Consider the following 20,722-nt stretch of genomic DNA (forward strand, 5'->3'; position numbering starts at 1 on the left):
ATGAGCAAACCGACGCAAGCACAACTGGTCGTGGTCGACGACGAACCGTCCATCAGGGATCTGCTGGTGGCCTCCCTGCACTTCGCGGGCTTTGCTGTCGAAACCGCGGCATCCGGCTCCGAGGCCATTCAAGTCATCGAACGTATCCAGCCAGATCTGATCGTCCTGGATGTCATGCTGCCTGACATCGATGGATTTACAGTCACCTCCCGTATCCGTCAGGCGGGAATCGATGCGCCGGTGCTCTTCCTGACCGCCAGGGATGACACCCAGGACAAGGTCATGGGGCTGACTGTGGGCGGCGACGATTACGTGACCAAACCTTTCAGCCTGGAGGAGGTCGTTGCCAGGATCAAGGCCATACTGCGCAGGACCCGCGAGCACCAGGAGGACGACCCGGTCATCCGCGTGGGCGATCTGGAGATCAACGAGGATTCCCACGACGTCACCAGGGCCGGCCGACCCATCGACCTGAGTCCGACCGAATACAAGCTGCTGCGCTATCTGATGGACAACGAAGGCCGCGTGCTCAGCAAGGCCCAGATCCTGGACCACGTCTGGCAATACGATTGGGGAGGCGATGCGGCCATCGTGGAATCCTACATCTCCTACCTACGCAAGAAGGTGGATGGCATCACCGTCAGCGACGGACATGGCGGGGAACATAAGGTCACCCCGCTGATCGAGACCAAGCGGGGCATCGGCTACATGATCCGGGCACCCAGGCAGGACGCATCGGATGGCGGCGATGGCGACTAATCCCCAGGGTCCGGTCCCCAAGACAGAACCGTCGTCCGCTCCCGATCCGAGGGTGGCTGACAGGTCCAGGTCTTTCATGGGTCCGGACTCCGGCAAGGCAGCCGGCTCCAGCAAGCCGAGGGGTCGCTCCATACCCAGGTCGCCTCTGGCTGCCATACCCCTAAGCACCAAACTTGTGGCCAGCATGCTCATCCTGCTCATCGTGGGCACGGTGGGCGTCTCTGTAGCCATCTGCCAGATGGCCGACGACTATCTGATGAAGCGCACGGACTCCCAGCTGATTCGTCAGGCCAACCTGGGCATCCGCAACGCCACCCTTCTGCGCCAGGAGGATCTGAGCAAGAACGGTCTGGGGCCCACCGACTACTTCCTGCAGATCCGCGACAACGACCTGCACATCATTTCGGACGATCTGAATCCCATGCAGGTCAACGGCGTCATCTCCCGACCGCGTCTGCCCGCCGACGGTAGCTTGGGTTCGATACCCCTGGGCCAGCCGACCACGGTACCAGCCTACGTGCGCGTCTCTCAACAGGCCTCGCCCGACCGGGACACCATGAAGCGAGCCCGGGCCTCCTGGCGGGTAGTGGCCATGCAGTGGAAGCTGCGCAATGAACTGGACGGTTCCGAAATCAGCGGTGTACTCTTCATCGGACTGTCCATGAGCGACCAGGATGAGGCAGTACACGATCTGACGGCTTTCTGCATGGTCATCTCCGTCGTGGTGGTTCTTCTGGGCGGAATCATTTCGGTCCTGCTGATTCAGTCTACTCTGGTTCCCCTCAAACGCATCGAGAAGACCGCTGCAAAGATAGCGGCCGGTGACCTTTCCCAACGCATTCCCAGCTTCCCGGAGAATACCGAGGTGGGCTCCCTGGCGGCATCCCTCAATGCCATGCTGGCGCGAATCGAGCATTCCTTCGACGAGCAGCGCCAGACCACTGAAAAGATGAAGCAGTTCGTTTCGGACGCCAGTCATGAGCTGCGCACTCCTCTGGCTGCCATCCATGGCTATGCGGAGCTCTACAGGATGCAGCGCGACTATCCAGGGGCTCTGGAGCGTGCCGACAAGTCCATCCAGCACATCGAGGACTCTTCAACCAGAATGACGGTTCTGGTCACGGATCTGCTTTCGCTTGCTCGTCTGGATGAGGGCAGGGGAATCGATACGACCCTGCCGGTCGATCTGACTGGACTGGTGCGAGACGGAGTGGACGACTTGCATGCCCTGGACTTGGGAAGGGATGTGGCTACCGGAAGGGTTTGCCTGCATACCGAGGATCAGCCTGCCCCCCACGAGATGCCAGCCACGGCCAACAAGGGACTGTCGGGCCTCAAGGGACGCAACAAGGAGAAAATAACCGTGGGTGGGCATTTGGGTCCATCGGTCAGTCTGGATATCCAGGAAGGACCTTTGCCCTCGGTACAGGTGACAGGAGACCCCAGCCGCCTTCGTCAGGTGATTACCAATATCGTGGGCAATATCCACCGCTACACCCCGTCTGATTCGCCGGTACAGGTGGGATTGGGCCTGGTCAAGGCGACCATCGCTCCAGCGGATCTGACTAGGTTGGATGCCACCGAATCATCGCTGGGACACCTGGCCGAGGCGATGCAGGTGGCGGAAAACAGCCATGTGGGCACCGACTATGCCATCATTCGCGTGGTCGACCATGGGCCTGGCGTCCCGGAGGAATCCAGGTCCAGGCTCTTCGAGCGCTTCTATACCGCTGACCCGTCCAGGGCTCGGGAGAAGGGCGGCACGGGGCTTGGCCTGGCCATCGTCCAGTCCATTGTCAAGGCCCATCAGGGGTTCATATGCGCCTCGCAGACCCCGGGAGGCGGCCTGACCTTCACCATCGTCATACCCCAGGGCCGTCAGGCGGGATCAGGGGGGCGTTGAAGACCAGGCCAATTCTGCCGACGCCCGTCCCGTACGCCTATGACAAGAAGGGTCGTCCTGCGCGTCCAGGTCAGGTAGACTGATTCCGGATATATTTGTTCAAGAAGCAACGTAAGGAAGTGGCAGAGCATGCCCAGCGGGAGAGTACGGTGGTACGACGCCAAGCGGGGGTTCGGGTTCATCACGGATGAGCAAGGCGGGGATGTCTTCCTGCCCTCGTCAGCCCTGCCTGCTGGGGTGTCCACCATACGCAAGGGATCCCGAGTGGAGTTCTCAGTGGCTGAGGGCCGCAAGGGCCCCCAGGCCCTGGATCTGAAGCTGGTGGGGCCGACCCCCTCCATTCTGCGTGCCAAGCGGCCCGATCCGGACGATATGGCCGCCATCGTGGAGGATTTGATCAAGCTGCTGGATTCGGCCGGCAATGGCCTGCGTCGGCACCACTACCCGGGTCGGGCCGAATCCGCCAAACTGGCCACCCTCCTGAGGGCTGTGGCTGATGACTTTGACGTGCCGGACTGAGTGGACGGCGAGAAGAATCCGACGTGGATCGGTTTGGTCCGGTCCCACTGATGATGAAGGTGTGATAGATGGTTCAAGAGGACCTGGATCCTGAGGGACTGGCCAGGCGAGTAGCTCTGAGCGTGGCTGCCGACAGTGATGAGGTCGGCCAGCTGGTCGGCCGCACCCTGATCGGGGATGGTGTCTGGGACTACCGGTTCGCCTCGGCCATCAAGGGCTACGAGGGCTGGCAGTGGTCGGTCACCCTCTACCGTGATGAGGATGCCGATACCTGGACTGTGGATGAATCCTCTCTGGTGCCTACCGATGCGGCCCTGCAGCCCCCGGCATGGGTTCCCTGGAAGGACCGCCTTCTGCCCTCGGATCTGAGCGTGACTGATGTCATGGGAACCGATCCCGACGATCCCAGGCTGACAGCCGGATACAAGCCTGCCCAGGCGGGACCTCAGACTTCCGAAGCACAGCAGGCCCCAGGGGACAATGAAGAGAGCCAGAATGAATCAGCCTCGGATGATGCCGACGGTGCTGACGAGGAGACCGACGGTGCGGTCTTCCGCCTGGTAGACCGCTCAGGTGACGATAAGGACGTTCACGGGCAGGAACCGAATAATCAGGTTTCCCTTGACGCACAGACCTCTTCCGCCGACTTGGATGAGGCCGTCGATTGCTTCGCTCTGAGCCGCCGACACGTGATGACCGCCGAGGCCCGGTCCGCCACTGCCAAGCGCTGGTACGAGGGGCAGCACGGTCCAAAGTCCCTGTCTACCCGGACGGCCAAGGGCAAGGCCTGTGAGACATGCGGCTTCATGATTCCCCTGGCAGGTGATCTGGGCACCATGTTCGGTGTCTGCGCCAATCGTTGGAGTCCGGACGACGGGCGTGTTATCTCCCTGGACCATGGCTGCGGCGAGCATTCCGAGATCGAGCCCCAGGAGGAGTCCCATCTCTGGGTCCAGTCCCAGCCCGCCTATGACGATCTTCATATTGATGTGGTCAGGCAGAAGCCACGCGAGGAGCGACCTGAGGTGGAACTCATGGAGCAGATGGAGTCAGAAGACGACTCAGAGGACTGATTCCAAGGCCTCGTTGCGTTCAGAGCGCAATCCCCGGTGGGCCGAGAATAAACGTCACCGTAAATCTGTAGAGTGAATTACGGATCAAAGGGAAGGACAAGTATGTTCGAACGGTTTACCGACCGTGCGCGGCGGGTGATTGTGCTGGCGCAGGAAGAGGCCCGCACCCTGCAGCACAATTACATCGGCACCGAGCACCTCCTCCTGGGCCTGATCAGGGAGGGTGACGGTGTCGCCGCCAAGGCCCTGGCCTCCAAGGGCGTGGAGCTGGATGCCACCCGCAAACAGGTCGAGGAGATGATCGGTAAGGGCAATGCGGTCCCCAATGGGCACATCCCATTCACACCGCACGCCCGTCAGGTCCTGGAGCTGTCGCTGCGCGAGGCTCTTCAGCTCGGCCACTCTTACATCGGCACCGAGCACATTCTGCTGGGTCTCATCCGCGAGGGTGAAGGCGTCGGCACCCAGGTGCTGATCAAGATGGGTGTGGATCTGGGCGATCTGCGGACCGCCACCATTGACATGATTCGCGGCAGCCACGAAGGCGGCGATGCCGGCAAGGGCGATCTGGCCAATGCCGGCGGCGTTTCCAACAAGGGTGGACAGACCGGTTCGGCCATTCTGGACCAGTTTGGCAGGAACCTGACCCAGGAAGCCGCTGAAGGCAAGCTGGATCCGGTCATCGGCCGGGCCAATGAAATCGAGAGGGTCATGGTCGTCCTGTCCAGGAGGACCAAGAACAACCCGGTGCTGATCGGAGAGCCCGGCGTAGGCAAGACAGCCGTGGTCGAGGGCCTGGCCCAGAAAATCCATAACGGTGATGTTCCTGAGACCCTCAAGGGCAAGCAGGTCTACTCGCTGGATCTGGGCTCCATGGTGGCCGGTTCCCGCTATCGGGGCGACTTCGAGGAGCGTCTGAAGAAGGTGCTCAAGGAGATAAAGACCCGGGGCGACATCATTCTCTTCATCGATGAGATTCACACCATCGTCGGTGCAGGTTCGGCAGATGGGGCCCTGGGTGCCTCTGACATGCTCAAGCCCCTGCTGGCCCGCGGCGAGTTGCAGACCATCGGAGCGACCACCACCGACGAGTACCGCAAGTACATCGAGAAGGATGCGGCCCTGGAGCGGCGCTTCCAGCCCATTCAGGTCTCCGAGCCGACCATCGCCCAGACCATAGAGATTCTCAAGGGTCTGCGTGGCCGCTACGAGCATCATCACCACGTCACTATCACCGACAAGGCCCTGCAGTCGGCAGCTGAGCTCTCTGCACGCTACATCCAGGACAGGAACCTGCCTGACAAGGCTATCGACCTGATCGATGAGGCTGGCGCACGTCTGCGCATCAAGCGGCTGACCGCCCCGCCGGAGCTCAAGGAGCTGGACACCAAGGTGGATCGCATTTCCGCCCAGAAGGACCAGGCCATCAAGGATCAGGACTTCGAGAAGGCCGCTCAGCTGCGCGACAGCCAGGAGAAGCTGGAGGCCGAGCGCAAGGAGAAGGAGAAGGCCTGGCACGAGGGCGAGTCCGACGTCAAGATGGTCGTCGACGAGGACGTGATCGCTGAGGTGGTCTCCTCCACCACCGGCATTCCGGTCTTCAAGCTGACCCAGGCCGAGTCCAAGAAGCTCCTGGGTATGGAGAAGGAGCTGCACAAGCGGATCATCGGCCAGGATGAGGCCGTCTCCGCCCTGTCCCGCTCCATCCGCCGTACCCGTGTGGGCCTCAAGGATCCCAAGCGTCCTGCAGGTTCCTTCATCTTCGCTGGACCCACCGGTGTGGGCAAGACCGAGCTGGCCAAGGCTCTGGCCCAGTTCCTCTTTGACGACGAGGATGCCCTGATCAGGGTGGATATGTCCGAGTTTTCGGAGAAGTACTCCACCTCTCGTCTCTTCGGTGCCCCTCCGGGGTACGTGGGATACGAAGAGGGCGGCGAGCTGACCGAGAAGGTCAGGCGTAAGCCATTCTCCGTGGTTCTCTTCGACGAGATCGAGAAGGCTCACCCGGACATCTTCAACACCCTCCTGCAGGTGCTGGACGACGGCCATCTGACCGACGGGCAGGGTCGCATGGTGGACTTCAAGAACACCATCATCATCCTTACCACCAACCTTGGAACCCGTGACATCGCCAAGGCGGCCAACACCGGCTTCAACGTGAGTGGCAACACCGAGACCTCCTATCAGCGGATGAAGGACCAGGTGACCAGTGAGCTCAAGCAGCAGTTCAGGCCCGAGTTCCTGAACCGCCTGGATGACATCATCGTCTTCCAGCAGCTGACCGAGCCCCAGGTCCGCAAGATCGTCGACCTGGACATCGCCCAGCTTAACGATCGTCTCTTCGAGCGCCACATGTCCCTGGATCTGACCGACAAGGCCAAGGATCTGTTGGCCGAGAAGGGCTTCGACCCGCTCCTGGGTGCCCGGCCCCTGCGCCGTGTCATCCAGCGGGACATCGAGGATGCCGTCTCCGAGAAGATCCTCTTGGGCGAACTTACAGACAATGAGTCCGTCCGGGTCGATGCCGAAGGCGAGGGCATTCTGGGTGAGTTCACTTTCACTGGCAAGCCCTTTGAGGGACCCAGGCATGCGGCCAATCCTGCCGATGGGCAGAACCAGGAGCCTGAACTGGTTGGAGCCTCGGTTGGTTCTTCCGACGCTGATGTTCCGCCGGTAGGCGAGGCCGACAGCCAGAGCCAGGATGGTCAGGGTTCTGAGCAGTCCGGTCAGAGTTCGCCTGCAAGTGACTGAGATACAGGGTTAATGCCTGACGTGGCTGACTGAAGAGGGGCCGGAACACATGAATGGTGTTCCGGCCCCTCTTATTTTGTGCTGCCAAGGATTTGTGTTGATATCTGCAATGTCGTTCCTGAAGCATTGCTTGAAATATATATGGCGTCAATTGGCAGAATGAGCTCGGCATTTGCTTTTGACTTACGAGTCCACTGAAGGGCTTGATCATTTTTCTATCAGCCTTAAGGCAGCGATGAAATCGACAGCAACTGACGCTTAGCGTTCCCGATTCAGCCGTCCAGTCATCCCGGCTCGCTTGCTCAAGTAGCCAGTGATTCAGGCGGTTGCGTGATGGGGCACCCAGGCTAGGCGTGGAAGAAAGCCCAAGTGACGTTGAAAGGACAGCGGGGTAAGCGCTTGAAGCGGTCTGCCCGCTCAGAACAGGGGATGCAGCAGCAGGGCCAGCAGATAGAGGGCCATGAGAGCGATGAACAGGATGTCCATCCTGCCCAGTCGCAGCAGTCGGTAGTGGGTGCGCTGTTGACGGCTGCCCTCATAGCATCGGGCATCCAAGGCCCGGCTCAGGTTGTCAGCGTGACGCAGAGCTCCGGCGAAGACAGGGACGGTGATGGCTATGGCCGCGTGCAGGCGCTGCGAGAGCGAGCCGGACTCGATGGATCCGCCCCTGGCGGCCTGGGCTTCCACAATGGCCTGAACCTCACGCCCCAGGGTGGGGATGAAGCGCAGAGCCAGTGATAGGACCAGGGCGATCTCGTTGGTGTGGATACCCAGCCTGGACAGTGGGCTCAGCAGGGACTCACAGGCATCGGTCATCTGCGTTGGGGTGGTGGTCTCCACCAGGAGCGCCCCCAAAAAAATGATCAACATGAAGCGGCAGGCGTATAGTACGGCCACCCAAATGCCTCCGGTGGTCAGTACGAGTGGACCCCAGGCAGCCAATCTATGACCGGTCTGGGTGACCAAAAGATTGAACAGGGCCAGCAGAAGCATGAGGACCAGAAAGCCCTTGACCGAGTTCATGATGGAACGCAGTGGGGCCCGGGCGGCGGCGAAGAGGCCGACAGTGACCACCAGTGCCAGAACAAGTTGCGCCGGGGTGGAGATGGCGAAGGCGGTGAACATGGCAAGGAGGAAGGTCACCAGCTTGGCTCGCGGGTCAAGCCTCGCCAGCAAGGATAGGGATTTATGGTCCGCCTGGGTTTGATTGGTCTCTTTCCCTGCTTCTTTCTTCCCAGCGGCTCGCTTCTCTGCTGCGTCTGCGGCGAGCAGTTGATGGTAGCGCTCCACTACTTCCGCAGTAGGCCCATAGGCCAGTGTCTCCCCATGTTCCAGGAGCAGGGTCTGGTCGGCCAGGTCCAGGGCCTCGCGATCGGCGTGGGTGCTCATGACGATGGTGACCCCACGCTTATGGAGTACTCGAAGCAGTGTCATGATGCGTGCGCAGGCCTGGGGGTCGAGGCTGGCGGTGACCTCGTCCAAAACCAGCAGTCGCGGGCTGCAGGCCACGACCCCGGCGATGGCCACCAGGCGCCGCTGACCCCCCGAAAGGTCGAAGGGGGAGCGGTCGGCCAGATCTTTGATGCCCAAAAGCTGCATGGCCTCATCCACCCGATGCTGCACCTGATCGGGACCATAGCCCAGGTTGCGTGGACCATAGGCGATGTCCTGGGCAACAGTATCCGCAAAAAGCTGATGTTCGGGATATTGCATGACATAGCCGACCCTTTTGCGCAGAAGCTTGAGATTCTGGCGTCGCAGATGCTTGGCCTTGGGTCGGTCGGGTCCGGCCAGGGGCAGGCCGGCCACCTGGATGGATCCGCTGTCGGGTCCGGCCAGGGCACAGATGAGCCTGGCCAGGGTGGACTTGCCGGATCCGTTGCGCCCGATAATGGCCAGGGTCTGTCCTGCAGCAAGCTCCAGATTCACCTGGCTGAGGGCTTTGTTTCCGGCATCCGGAAAACTGTAAGAGACATCCGACAACTTGACCATGGAGATGGCGTGGTCATCGACTGCGATCTCCGCGTTCCTATCTGATGCCCCGCTTCGAGTCAGCGGATTTTGGTTCGGTTCGTCAAAAAGAACAGGCAGATCCTGCCTGGTCAGGATTTCGTCAGGACTCCCGGAGGCTACGATGCGCCCGTGGTCAAGCACGAGGACCCGGTCAGCCTGCCTGGCCTGCTCGAGCAGGTGGGTGATGTGGACGACAGCCGTGCCTTGGGCCGTCAGCCGACAAAGGATTGATTGAATCTCCTGCCGACCGGCCGCATCAAGCATGGCACCAGGTTCGTCCAGCACCATCATGCCTGGATTCATGGCCAGGCTGCCGGCCAGAGCCAATCGTTGCTGTTGCCCGCCCGACATACGGGTGGGATCGTCATTCATCCGCGTCTGCAGATCCACCTGCTTCAAGGCAGCCGGTACGCAGGAGAGCATCTTTTGTCGCGGCATGCCCAGATTCTCGGGTCCGAAGGCCACGTCGTCCTGGACGACTGTGGTCACGATCTGGTCCTCGGGGTTTTGGAAGACCATGCCGATGCGTCGGCGTGCCTGCCGGTAGGCTCCAGCGTCAATCCGTCGGCCTTGATCTGGGGTATCTGAACAGACTGCCCGGCCCATAAGTTCGACCTGGCCGTGGTCAGGTGCAGTCGCACCCGAGAGGATGCTTCCCAGGGTGGATTTGCCGGAACCATTCGCCCCCAGGATGCACAGATGCTCGCCTGCATGCACCTCCATGGACAGGTGGTCCAAGGCCCAGGTCCGGCCTCCGTCATAGGAGAAGGAGACCCGGCTGAGGCGGGCGACCGTTGCCTTCGAGGCCGCTGAATCCGAGACTGTGGTTTGGGTCATGGATGCTGCCATGACTTTCCGAACTGCCGTGGCCTACTTGTTGATCAGCGTGGAGATGGGCTTGTAGATCAGGAAGGTGACCACGCCGTGGATGGCGAACTTCATCAGGTTGAAGGGCAGGAGGATCGGCACAATCATGGCAATCACCTTGGCCATGGACATGTGCGCATAGAAGGGGGTGATCACCACGTTGCACAGAATGGCCGCGATCACGCCCAGAATGGCGCCTGAGACGATTCCGATGACTGCTCCCTTACGGCTGTGCATCCTGCGGTAGATCACGGCTGCCGGCACGCTCAGTGCCAGGGCCACAATCATCGAAATCAATGCACCGAAGGGGTTGGTGAACAGGTGCGGGACGAATCCCAGGATGGAGATGATGGCGGCAGCCGCCGGACCGAAGGCGAAGCCGCATACCAGGACGACGATGCCTGAGGGGTCGTATTTGAGCCAAGGGGCGGCAGGGAAGATCGGGAAGGAGAAGAAGCTCAGAACCATGGCCAGGGCTACGAAGAGCGCGTAGACCGCAATCCGCTTTGTCGACCAGCGTCCTGAACCGCCTGCACCTGTGGAGTGGACATCGTCGAAGCGCGTGTCCTTGTTTGCGTTTGCAGTGGTATGTGAATGAGAATTGGGCATGCTCATAGAGGGCCTCGTTTCTTCCATCCGGACTGTAACCGTTGGCTTCGGACTTTGACCGATATCCACCGCTTGCGCGGGTCGCGGGCTCCCGGTATTCAACCGGATACCGCCAGTAAGGACTTTCACCTTCCCTGAAACTGACGATTTCAATATAGCTGCGGTCCTTGGAATGGTCAATTCCCTCTCGCTGCTGGTGCACTTCTAGACACGCCGGGACGGAAATAAAACCGATAAAAATCTAATAGCCGGAGAAGTGCAGCGCGCCTGGCAGTTCCGTCTGCTACTTGTCCCGGCTTCCTGCCTGGAAGTACTCCATGGAGCTGACCGGGCCCGCCAGACGGAAGCCGTCATCCCCATAAATCACCTTGGTTACGGCGGTGTTGTCCATGTCTGGGATTGGGGAGTGGTCGTCGATGGCTACCAGAAACTGTTGCAGGCACATGCCTGAGGAGACCACCAGGACAGGCCCGCCGCCCTCTTCGATGGCAGACTGCGCGATGCGCGTCATCACCGCGATCATTCTGCTGCGGACCTGGGCCGTGGTCTCGGCACGATCCTGTTCGTCCAATCCGGCAGACAGGATGTCCTGGGCGTCCAACCTGTGGAAGGTGTCCTGCATATGGATGGGAATGTTCCTGCCGTAGGCTGCCCTGGCTGCAGCAAAGTCCTTGAACCCCATGGCGGCGCAGACCTGATTAAGGGTAGTGCGCTCGTCCCGACCTTCGAAACTGCCGAAATTGTCCTCGCGAAGGTCGGGGTCCACGCCCACGCGCAGGTCCCCATTGCCGGACACGTCAAGGGCCAGGCGGGCTGTTTCATACTGTCGGCTCAGATTGCCGCTCCAAGCCGCCCGGAAACGAATGGGCCGCAGGCCCCGACCGAACTGGCGCACATCCTCGCGGCCTTGCCTGGTCAGTGGGAAATCGGACCAGCCCTGCATCAAATGCATGACATTGGCTGTCGTTCTTCCATGCCGGGTCAGGTAAAGGGTTGTCGAACCTGCTTCAGCGCTCGGTTCGGCGGCGGATTGCGATGATGATGCTCCATTGTTCATAGTTCATCACCCTACACGGCCCCCTTGCCGGGTCACTGGGGCACAGCCACGGTCAGGATCTGATGAAACGGCCCCCGTCGCCCCAGGTCCATGTACCGCCGCCGGCCCCGATCTGGAAGTTCATTTTGGCTATGCCCAGATCAACTGCGGAGCCGTAGGCAACCGAGGGGTCCAGGGTGGCGATGGCGTCGCCTGTGTCCTTGTCCCAGGCGAAAAGCACCGGCTGTCCGTTCATGGCCGAAGGAGCCTTGGCGGCGGCAGCCACGCCGGCCTTGAACCATTCCGGTGCATCCTGGCGGTCCTGCGCGCTCATGGCTGAGGTCAACTCCTCATAACTCTTGGAGGTTCGATGCTCGCTCTGACGTTGGCAAAGCTTGTCGAAGTCCTGGTTGCCGTAGCCGACTTGGTCGGCCGGATAGCCGATGGTGACCACCAGATAGAGCGACTGGCTGGGGGTGATACGGCAGTGGCGCTCGGCCGCCTGACGGTCCCAGCTGCCCGACACCCATCCCGTCCCCAGTCCGTACAGGGTGGCGGCAAGAACCATGCGCTCGCCGTAGAAGCCTGCTTTCTCCAGGCTCTCCTGATCATCCTTGGGTCCGACCAGGGCAAGGTAGTTGGCCGCATTGGCCAGGTGGCCGGAGGCGTTGTCGGCCGCGAAGGCGTCCGGCTTGCCCAGGACCAGTTGCATGTCCAGGCTGCTCAGCGTATTCAGAGCGTTCAAGGTGCTGCCCAGCTGCCTGGCCAGGTCGGGATCGATGGGCTTTGGGTCGTATTCTCTGGTGGTGATGCGCACGTTGACTGCGTCAATGAGCTGTGTGTGTTCGGTCATAATCTCATTATTCCACCTAATCCCGCTACCCGCAGTTTGCAGCACAAGGCCGGATGAATGGTCCGCCCCTGGTCAGGCTTATGCCGCTGCCAAGGATGCAGAGGCATGGCTTGGGGTACAATCGCTACCGTGCCGGTTCGGACCCTCATCTTTGATCAGCTAAGGAGCAGCAATGATTGAAACAGCGCAGGCTTTTGGAGTGGATATCGGTGGATCCGGCATCAAGGCTGCCCCTGTTGACTTGACCATCGGCGATTTTGCCGAGCCTCGCAAGAAGATTCTGACTCCCGAGCACTCCACGCCAGAGGCCGTGGGGGTTGTGGTCAAGGAGCTCCTGGACCGTTTCGAGGTTCCCTCGGACGTGCCCGTAGGCATTGCCTTTCCAGCCCCTGTCAAGCCTGACAAGCCGCTCGATTTCATGGCCAACCTGGATCAGGCCTGGGTCGGTACCAATGTTCAGGAGGTCCTTTCCAAGGCCTGCGGCAGGCCTGTCAGCGTTGTCAACGACGCGGATGCAGCCGGTCTCGCCGAAGTGCAGTACGGTGCGGCCAAGGGGCAGAAGGGCCTGGTCATCGCCACCACGCTGGGTACCGGCATCGGTACGGCGCTGATATACAACGGCGTGCTGATTCCCAACAGTGAGCTGGGCCACCTGACGCTGGACGGCAAGGATGCGGAGAAGTATGCAGCCTCATCGGTGCGCGACCGCAAGAAGCTGAGCTACAAGAAGTGGGCCAACCGTCTGACCAAGTACTACCGTCTGCTTGAGCACTATTTCAATCCCGATTTCTTCGTCGTCGGCGGCGGGGTCAGCCGGATGAGCGAGAAGTTCCTGCCTCACATCGACATCAAGACCCCCATTGTGGCTGCCAAGCTACGCAATCAGGCTGGCATTGTGGGTGCCGCCTATCTGGCTGACCTTCGGCAAAAGCACCTGGGGTGAAGCAGGGCTTTTCCTGCGACTATCCTGTATGGGGCGTTCTGGCGACTGCCGGATCGGATGAGGAGTTGAAAAATCATGCATTTTTCTCACCGTACCGGGTCTGACCGCCCCAATCGCATTGCCCTGGCCGAGGCCGAAGCACGTGCCCATGGTCTCAAGCTGGGCAGGCTGAATGATTCCAATCCCACCCGCTTCGGGCTGGCCCCGTCATTTCTGCCCCAAGTCTATGAGGCGGAACCGAGGGGACCTCTTGCGGCCCGCCAGTCCCTGGCTGGGTTTCTGACCAGGCGGCAGAGATTGAGCCAGAGCGAGGACGGTACATCGGTCGATTCTGATGATCTCTACCTGCTCTCTTCCACATCCCAGGCTTATTCCTGGCTGATGAAGCTCCTCTGCGACCCGGGTGACGCCATTCTGGAGCCCAGACCCGGATATCCTCTGATTGAATCAATCGCCGGTCTGGAAGGCGTCCGAACAATCCCATACCGCCTGACCTATGACGGGTCCTGGGTCCTTGACCTGGCCACGGTAAGGCAGGCCCTGGAGGGGCCTGGAGGCGACCGTATCCGTGCCCTGGTCCTTATCAACCCCAACAACCCCACCGGTTCCTACATTCATCCGGAAGAGCGTCGGTCGCTGCTGGAACTCTGCCAGCGGCAGGGGGTGGCCATCATCGCCGACGAGGTCTTCTTCGGCTATCCTCTGGATCCCCTGCCGGGCCGTGCCCGGCTGGCTGGTGAGGATCGGGTGCTGACCTTCGCCCTGGATGGGTTCTCGAAGAGTCTGGCAGCCCCCCATGCCAAGGTGGGCTGGATCCAGGTTTCCGGGCCCGCAGACCAAGTAGCCGCCGCCAAGCGTCATCTTGACCTGATAGCCGATGACTACCTGCCCATGAGTCTTCTGATCACCAGGGATATGGAAGCCATGCTCTCGGATATTCCCGTTCAGACCAGCCGGGTGGGCAAGCGTATCAGGGGCAATCTCGGAATCCTCAGACAGACACTGGGCCAAAAGGAGTCCTGCGTCTCCCTGCTCAGGCCTGAGGGAGGCTGGAACGTTCTGTTGCGTTTTCCTCAGGTCATCGACGAGGAGGAGCTGATTCTTCGCCTGATTGGGTCCTACGGGTTGACTGGCCAGCCCGGATACTTTTTCGACATGCCAGGCAACGGATATCTGGCCCTGTCGCTCCTGCCGGAATCCTCGGAATTCCGCCGAAATGTGAACTCAGTCGTCTCAGCTATCGGAAAAATAACCTGTTTATAACCCACATAATGCACTGTTCGCTCCGATAATATGTTCGGAACAGTTGCCGGTTATGGAAGGGGGGGAGATTGGTACGGCTCAATGATGAGCCACTGATTGCAAGGCTGCACACGAAGGAGTGATAACGATGGTAGACGAAAATAAGGATCGAAGGGGAGGCCCAGCCGACGGGGCTGGTGCCCGGATCGGGGAAAACATCAAGGCCATGGCTTCTGTAGATGAGACCGGTGCTGTGGCGAATCAAGGCGTGGATCCAAGCCTGGCTCCGGATACGGGCAGAAGGCTCAACAGCGCGGAGAAGGTCCGCTTTGCCATTGGGTTCGTCCTGGTATCCCTGCTCTGGGCCGCGCCCTTTACCATGGGGTCCGGGGTCCTCCTGCCTCAGATTTTTAATTCCCTGCATGGAGTCAGCGCTGAAGCGGCTCTGGGGACGATGAATTCGATCGGCTGCGTGTTCGCCTTGGTGGCCAACGTTGTTTTCGGCGCTCTCTCTGACATGTCCAGGTTCCGAGTCGGCAAGCGCACCCCCTGGATCGTGCTGGGCGGCATCATCGGCGCCCTTGGCTTCCTGCTTGTCATCCAGTCCCATACACTCCCCATGATCATCTTCGGCTGGTGCATTGTGCAGGTAGGCATCAACTGCCTGATAGCCCCGGCCGTGGCGGTCCTCTCCGACAGGATTCCCGAGTCGACCAGGGGAACCTATTCGGCACTCTATGGGGCCAGCCAGGTCATCGGCCAGCAGTTGGGAACCATCATCGGCAGCTCGTTCATGGCCAACATCCATACCGGCCTTGTAGTCGCTATGATCATCTTCCTCTTTTCCGGCATTCTCACCGTGCTGATCTGGCCCCGGGAGAAGTCGGCTGCCAACACGGTCGTGGAACGGACCTGGGCGGATGTCGGCCGGTCCTTCATACCGCCCACCAAGAATTGCCGCGACTTCTACCTGGCGCTTCTGGGCAGGTTCACCTTCGTTGTCGGCTGCTTCATGATTCAGGGCTACCAGCTTTATATACTGCAGAAGTACTGCCACCTGAGCGATGCCCAGGCCGCATCCACACTCAAGGTCATGGCACTGATCTCGGTGGTGACAACCATCCTGGCCTCCGTGGTCTCGGGTCCGCTCTCAGACTTCCTGCACAGACGGAAGGTGATCGTAGCCACTAGCTGCCTGATCCTCGCCGTCGGCATACTCTTCCCCTTCCTGATGCCGACCGCCACGGGCATGTACTTCTATGCCGCCCTGGCTGGAATCGGCAACGGCTGCTACATGTCAGTCGACCAGGCGCTGAACGTCGACGTGCTGCCGAACGCCAAGGAGGCCGGTAAGGATCTGGGCATCCTCAACCTGGCCAATACGATCGGCCAGGTGATCGCCCCCGGGTGCACGACTTTGATCATTGGCCTCTTCGGCGGCTACAGGATGATCTTCCCAGTCGCCATCGCCTGCCTGCTGGTGGGAACCGTCTTCATCATGATGATCCGCAAGGTCAAGTGAGTCTGAAAACCTGTAATCTGGACCTGTGCTGAGCCGCGGACCGGCTAATCGAACCCGAAAACTCGAAAGGAAAAAGACATGACAGAACAAACGCATACCAAAGCCAAGGATCTGGACCTGCAAGAGGAGGCCTCGCTGACCTCGGGGTCCGACTCCTGGCACCTGCAGGGGCTGCCCGACAAGGGCTATGAAGGTTATATGATCACTGACGGCCCCTACGGCCTGCGCAAGGCCACCGGTTCTGACGTCTACGGATCGGTTCCGGCCACTTGCTTCCCTCCGACCGCCGGATTGGCCTCCTCCTGGAATCCTGATCTGACCTACCAAGTGGGCCAGGCCATGGGCGAGGAGTGCGTCCAGGAGAAGGTGGCTGTAATCCTGGGACCAGGCATCAACATCAAGCGAAGCCCGCTGGGCGGCCGCAACTTCGAGTTTTACTCGGAGGATCCTGTGCTGGCCGGGCATGAAGCCGCAGGTCTGGTCGATGGGGTCCAATCCAAGGGGGTGGGGACATCTCTGAAGCATTTTGCGGCCAACAACCAGGAGACCGACCGGCTCAGGGTCAGCTCTGACGTGGACGTGCGCACCCTGCGCGAGATCTACCTGCCGGCCTTTGAATACGTGGTCAAAAATGCCAAGCCCTGGACCATCATGTGCGCCTACAACAAGATCAACGGGGTCTTCAGTTCGGAGAACCGCTGGCTGCTGACGGACGTTCTGCGCGGCGAGTGGGGCTACCAGGGCATGGTAATGTCCGACTGGGGTGCCGTCCACAACAGGGTCAATGCCCTGCAGGCCGGGCTCAATCTGGAGATGCCGCCCTCCCGTACCGATGATCAGGTGGTCCAGGCCGTGCAGGCTGGCAAGCTGGACAAGGAGCAGCTGGACCGGATGGCCCAGGGGATCCTGGACCTGATCGACAAGGCCCGTCCGGCCATGTCCCAACAGGGTTATCGCTACGACGTCCAGGAACACAACGACATGGCCCGCCGAGCAGCTCAGGAGTCCATCGTCCTCTTGCGCAATGAGGACAGGATTCTGCCCCTTGACCCGAAGCAGAAAGTTGCGGTCATCGGCGAGTTCGCACGGACCCCGCGCTACCAGGGTGGAGGCTCCTCGCATATCACGCCGACCGAGGTCTCCTCAGCGCTGGATGGCTTCAAGGAGGCCGGCATGAATGTGGACTTCGCGCCCGGGTTCACGTTGGATGAGAAGGAGCAGGATCCCGCCCTGACCCGGCAAGCGCTTGAAGTTGCGCGCGGAGCCGACACCGTGGTGCTCTTCCTGGGGTTGCCTGAATACGCCGAATCCGAAGGCTTTGACCGTACCAGCATGGACCTTCCTGAAAAGCAGGTGGCCCTGCTCAAGGCTGTCTCCGAGGTCAACGACCGGGTGGTCGCCGTCCTCTCCAATGGAGCAGTGGTGACGGTTGCCGACTGGATGGACAAGACCAAGGGTCTGCTGGAGACCTGGCTGCTGGGCCAGGAGGGTGGTCGCGCCGTGGTGGATGTGCTGACCGGTGCCGCCACTCCCTCGGGCCACCTGCCTGAAACCATCCCGGTCCGGCTGGAGGACAACCCCACCATCACCTCCTTCCCCGGCGAGGAGGGTCATTCACGCTATGGCGAGGGCGTCTATGTGGGCTACCGCTACTATGACACCTTCCAGCGTCCCGTGGCCTTCCCCTTCGGCTTCGGTCTGTCCTATGCCGACTTCGCCCTGGATCAGGTTGCAGTGACCAAGACCGGAGCCAACTCGGCTCGGGTGGAGGTGACCGTGACCAATACTTCGCAGGTGGATGGTGCACAGACCGTGCAGGTCTACGTGGCCCCCTGCGCCAGCCGGGTGAATCGGCCCAGCCATGAGCTCAAGGCCTTCACCAAGGTCTTCCTGAAGGCCGGACAGTCCAGCAGGGTGAGCATGGACCTGACCGAGCGCGACTTCGCCTACTGGTCGACGGCCATGGATGCCTGGCATGTTGAGGCGGGCACCTACCGCATCCAGGTGGGTACCTCAAGTCGAGATCTGGTTGCGGAAGAGGACCTGCAGGTGGATGGCGACGGCAGGTTCATTCCGCTGAATGCCGAATCGACCATGGCCGAGTGGCGCGAGAATTCGATTGGCGGGCCTATCATGCGCGATCGTATCGATCAGGATGGCATACCGCTGCCGGACGATCCCAATACTGCTCAGCTCTTCGACACCATGCCCCTGGCATCGGTCATCACCTTGTCAGGCGGCGATGGCAATGGCATCGTGGCTGACATGGTCGACCGGTATCACCAAGCCCTCAAGCAGCAGGGCCTCGACTCCTGACATCGCTGTCGGCCGGGCTCAGGGTGCTAGGAACCAGACGGCTACGTTCATGGCCTGACTGGAGTCGAAGTGCTCCAGTAGGACCATGGCGTTGATGAAGGTCAAGACCAACCCAGTCAGACAGGCGAGTGTTAGCAGGCTCATGACGGCCGTTCCCACTCCGGAGCGGGAACGGCCGTCTTCATATGTTGAGGATGCGGCGGCCATGACCACAACAGCTGCCAGGCAGATCAGCCAGGCGAAGTCAATGCTGTAGCGCACTGAGAACCCCCCTATATAGGAGTCTGCAGCCATGACCAGAGTCGCCAGGGCAGGGGCCAGAATCAGGCCGGGGATCCAGCCCCGACGCTGCAGCTCTTCTCGTACCCGGGGTAGAGCAAGAAGGGCAAGGGCCGGTATAAGTACCGGGGTGGTGACCAGCAGCCCGCCCAGACCGGGTTCGGTGAAGTGCCAGACCCGCATGGGAGCAGGGGAGAATTGCAGGTAGGGGAAGACCGGCAGGGTGGTCAAGGGCTGCAGAAGGTAGTAGCCAAAGATCTGAAGCATGCCCGCGGTGCCGGGATGATAGTTGGTCAGATCCAGGACGGTCATCTGATACCGGTTGCCGAAGTCCAGCAGAGATCCGAAGCGCCAGCGGTTGTACCAGAGCAGGGGAGCGGCAATCAGGAGAACCGGCAACAGGCCACAGACCAGCAGGGACAGCGCCCGCCTTCGAGACAGGCCGGCAGTATGGTGCCCACGCCTGAACAGGGCGTTGATGACTGCCCTTATTTCCTCGGCAAACAGGGGCAACGCCAGTAGGCCGGCTGCCAGGAAGGTTGGTCGGCAGCCCAGGGTGGCAGCCACTGACAGTGATCCCAGGAAGAGCCTGGGTCTGGACAGTTGCCAGGGTCGGTCCCCGTCCTCTACGGTCCACATTCGTGTTGAACGACGACCCGAATGCCCACTGGTGCCCGCAGACTGTCGATGGACCCGTCTGGCTCCCATCCAGAGCCAGAGTCCGGTCATGACCGCCAGCAAGGAGGCATCGAAGGGAATCGTATAGAAGTTGCGACGGCACCAGAGGTAGGCCATGCCAGATCCACCCAGCATGGTCATGAGGGCCATACCGACCACGGCCAGGTTGACCCGGGGGAACCATCGGTTCAGCAGGCGGATGGTGGCCAGGGCGGTCATGATGGTGGCCATCGCGACGAGCAGGGCTGCGGCCGAACTGGTGGGCAGGGCATAGCCACCCGGATGCACCAGGCTGGTTATCACTCTATAGGGCAGGAAGAGCAGCAGCACGGGAAGTGCTCCGAAGTAGGAGTACCAGTGGCCGTCCCGGTAGACGTAGTCCCAATATATGGGTTGCTGATCCTGGGCCAGCAGCGCGTTGCGGGTGGCTATGTCAAAAGGATTTGCTGCCTTGGCCAGATCAGGCGCCTGGCCAAGATCCAGCCAAGGGCGTCCATGCAGCAGGGCCTGGGCCACATGATCGTACTGGTTGAAGTCGTAGACGTAGGCATTCGGCTGGTGGTAGGCCATGGGAGTGAAGGTGGACAGATCATGTTGGATGTTCCAGCAGGACCAGGCTGCCAGGGGAGCCAGAATCAGAGCCAGGACCAGGCGCTGGCTCACCGAGCCCGTATCCAGCCGAGTCCGCCAGAGAACCGAGCCTGGCAGGTAGCCCAGGATCAGTGCCGCCAGAAAGACCAGCACAAGTATCCGCGCCGGATTGAAGTCTAAGGGGACCACCTTGGCAGGGGTCATCCCGGTCAGCTCCAGCCGAGATCCGATGGGTTCCTGTATCCATAGGCGCATGGCCTGGATCCGGCCTTGATGGGAATTGCCTCTGATGCGCAGATAGTGGCTGCGGGTCAGACCAGGGCAGATCAACCCTCGTGTGCCCTGGGTCCAACCCTTGTCGCCGGCCAGGCGCAGGTCCAGACGTACATGAATCTGCGACAGGGATTCCTCGACGTCTTCCGTCAGGTGGGCCTGAACGAAGGTTGTCTGTCCGTCGGCGACTGGGACATCCATCCAGGCGCCGGCCGGATCAATGACCTTTAGTCCCCCACCCGGCAACGTGGACAGTCCTGGCCCCAAGTGGCCCGGCCGGGATCCAATAGTGCCTGTGGTTCTTGCTGGAGGGTTCGAGGAGGAACCGGCCAATGACTGCCAATGGGCCAGATTGAATACCCCCAGTTCGAGGACGAGTATGACGACAAGTGTCACCAGCAGGCGAATAGTCGTACCCCTGGTCGGGGTGGGGCGTCGCAGGGCTGGCAGAGTCATCACTGTTTTATTCTAACGGCGACATGTCGGGCTGGATTG

At 60.8% G+C, this 20,722-nt stretch carries 14 protein-coding genes and 1 riboswitch; of the genes, 9 read left to right on the top strand and 5 right to left on the bottom strand.

The window, feature by feature from the left end; genetic code table 11:
* The 5 genes from ACUIAF_RS00820 (at position 1) to ACUIAF_RS00840 (ending at position 7,005) form a co-directional block, all read left to right on the top strand.
* Positions 1-759, top strand: a complete 759-nt coding sequence (locus ACUIAF_RS00820; RefSeq protein WP_110417386.1) for a response regulator transcription factor — start codon at positions 1-3, stop codon at positions 757-759.
* A complete protein-coding gene (locus tag ACUIAF_RS00825) occupies positions 749-2,662 on the top strand; it encodes a sensor histidine kinase (protein ID WP_445339203.1) in 1,914 nt (637 codons plus the stop codon). The genes ACUIAF_RS00820 and ACUIAF_RS00825 overlap by 11 nt, the downstream gene beginning before the upstream one ends.
* Positions 2,663-2,791: 129 nt before the next feature.
* On the top strand, positions 2,792-3,181 hold the full coding sequence (locus ACUIAF_RS00830) for a cold-shock protein (protein ID WP_015022102.1): 390 nt from the start codon (positions 2,792-2,794) through the stop codon (positions 3,179-3,181).
* A gap of 68 nt (positions 3,182-3,249) precedes the next feature.
* Entirely contained in the window at positions 3,250-4,254 is a 1,005-nt protein-coding gene (locus ACUIAF_RS00835; protein WP_445338734.1) for a DUF3027 domain-containing protein, read from the top strand.
* Between the two features lie 102 nt (positions 4,255-4,356).
* Entirely contained in the window at positions 4,357-7,005 is a 2,649-nt protein-coding gene (locus ACUIAF_RS00840; protein WP_445338735.1) for an ATP-dependent Clp protease ATP-binding subunit, read from the top strand.
* Positions 7,006-7,422: 417 nt separating this feature from the next.
* Here the strand turns inward: ACUIAF_RS00840 and ACUIAF_RS00845 are convergent, their stop codons facing one another.
* The 4 genes from ACUIAF_RS00845 to ACUIAF_RS00860 all read right to left on the bottom strand — a co-directional run bounded on the left by ACUIAF_RS00845 (position 7,423) and on the right by ACUIAF_RS00860 (position 12,383).
* Positions 7,423-9,855, bottom strand: coding sequence for an energy-coupling factor transporter ATPase (locus tag ACUIAF_RS00845; protein ID WP_445338736.1), 2,433 nt, complete (start codon positions 9,853-9,855; stop codon positions 7,423-7,425).
* Positions 9,856-9,888: 33 nt separating this feature from the next.
* On the bottom strand, positions 9,889-10,500 hold the full coding sequence (locus tag ACUIAF_RS00850) for an ECF transporter S component (RefSeq protein WP_110417382.1): 612 nt from the start codon (positions 10,498-10,500) through the stop codon (positions 9,889-9,891).
* Between the two features lie 5 nt (positions 10,501-10,505).
* A riboswitch (FMN riboswitch) is annotated at positions 10,506-10,640 on the bottom strand.
* Between the two features lie 137 nt (positions 10,641-10,777).
* On the bottom strand, positions 10,778-11,551 hold the full coding sequence (locus tag ACUIAF_RS00855; RefSeq protein WP_198216920.1) for a histidine phosphatase family protein: 774 nt from the start codon (positions 11,549-11,551) through the stop codon (positions 10,778-10,780).
* 52 nt (positions 11,552-11,603) lie between these two features.
* The gene (locus tag ACUIAF_RS00860; RefSeq protein ID WP_445338737.1) at positions 11,604-12,383 is read right to left on the bottom strand and encodes a nitroreductase family protein; all 780 of its coding nucleotides are present in this window, start codon (positions 12,381-12,383) and stop codon (positions 11,604-11,606) included.
* A 172-nt stretch (positions 12,384-12,555) separates the two neighbouring features.
* Here ACUIAF_RS00860 and ppgK point away from each other — a divergent pair, with 172 nt between their 5' ends.
* The 4 genes from ppgK (at position 12,556) to ACUIAF_RS00880 (ending at position 18,406) form a co-directional block, all read left to right on the top strand.
* Complete coding sequence (gene ppgK, locus ACUIAF_RS00865) at positions 12,556-13,326, top strand: polyphosphate--glucose phosphotransferase (RefSeq protein WP_110413135.1); 771 nt, start codon at positions 12,556-12,558, stop codon at positions 13,324-13,326.
* Positions 13,327-13,401: 75 nt separating this feature from the next.
* Positions 13,402-14,589 (top strand): pyridoxal phosphate-dependent aminotransferase, encoded by a 1,188-nt coding sequence (locus ACUIAF_RS00870; protein ID WP_445338738.1) that lies wholly within the window; start codon positions 13,402-13,404, stop codon positions 14,587-14,589.
* A 127-nt stretch (positions 14,590-14,716) separates the two neighbouring features.
* Entirely contained in the window at positions 14,717-16,090 is a 1,374-nt protein-coding gene (locus tag ACUIAF_RS00875) for an MFS transporter (RefSeq protein ID WP_015022087.1), read from the top strand.
* Positions 16,091-16,168: 78 nt separating this feature from the next.
* On the top strand, positions 16,169-18,406 hold the full coding sequence (locus ACUIAF_RS00880) for an exo-alpha-(1->6)-L-arabinopyranosidase (protein ID WP_445338739.1): 2,238 nt from the start codon (positions 16,169-16,171) through the stop codon (positions 18,404-18,406).
* Positions 18,407-18,424: 18 nt separating this feature from the next.
* On the opposite strand, the gene ACUIAF_RS00885 is transcribed toward ACUIAF_RS00880, so the two are convergent.
* Entirely contained in the window at positions 18,425-20,686 is a 2,262-nt protein-coding gene (locus ACUIAF_RS00885; RefSeq protein WP_445338740.1) for a hypothetical protein, read from the bottom strand.
* Positions 20,687-20,722: the final 36 nt, after the last annotated feature.

The sequence above is a fragment of the Bifidobacterium sp. ESL0822 genome, assembly GCF_052606675.1.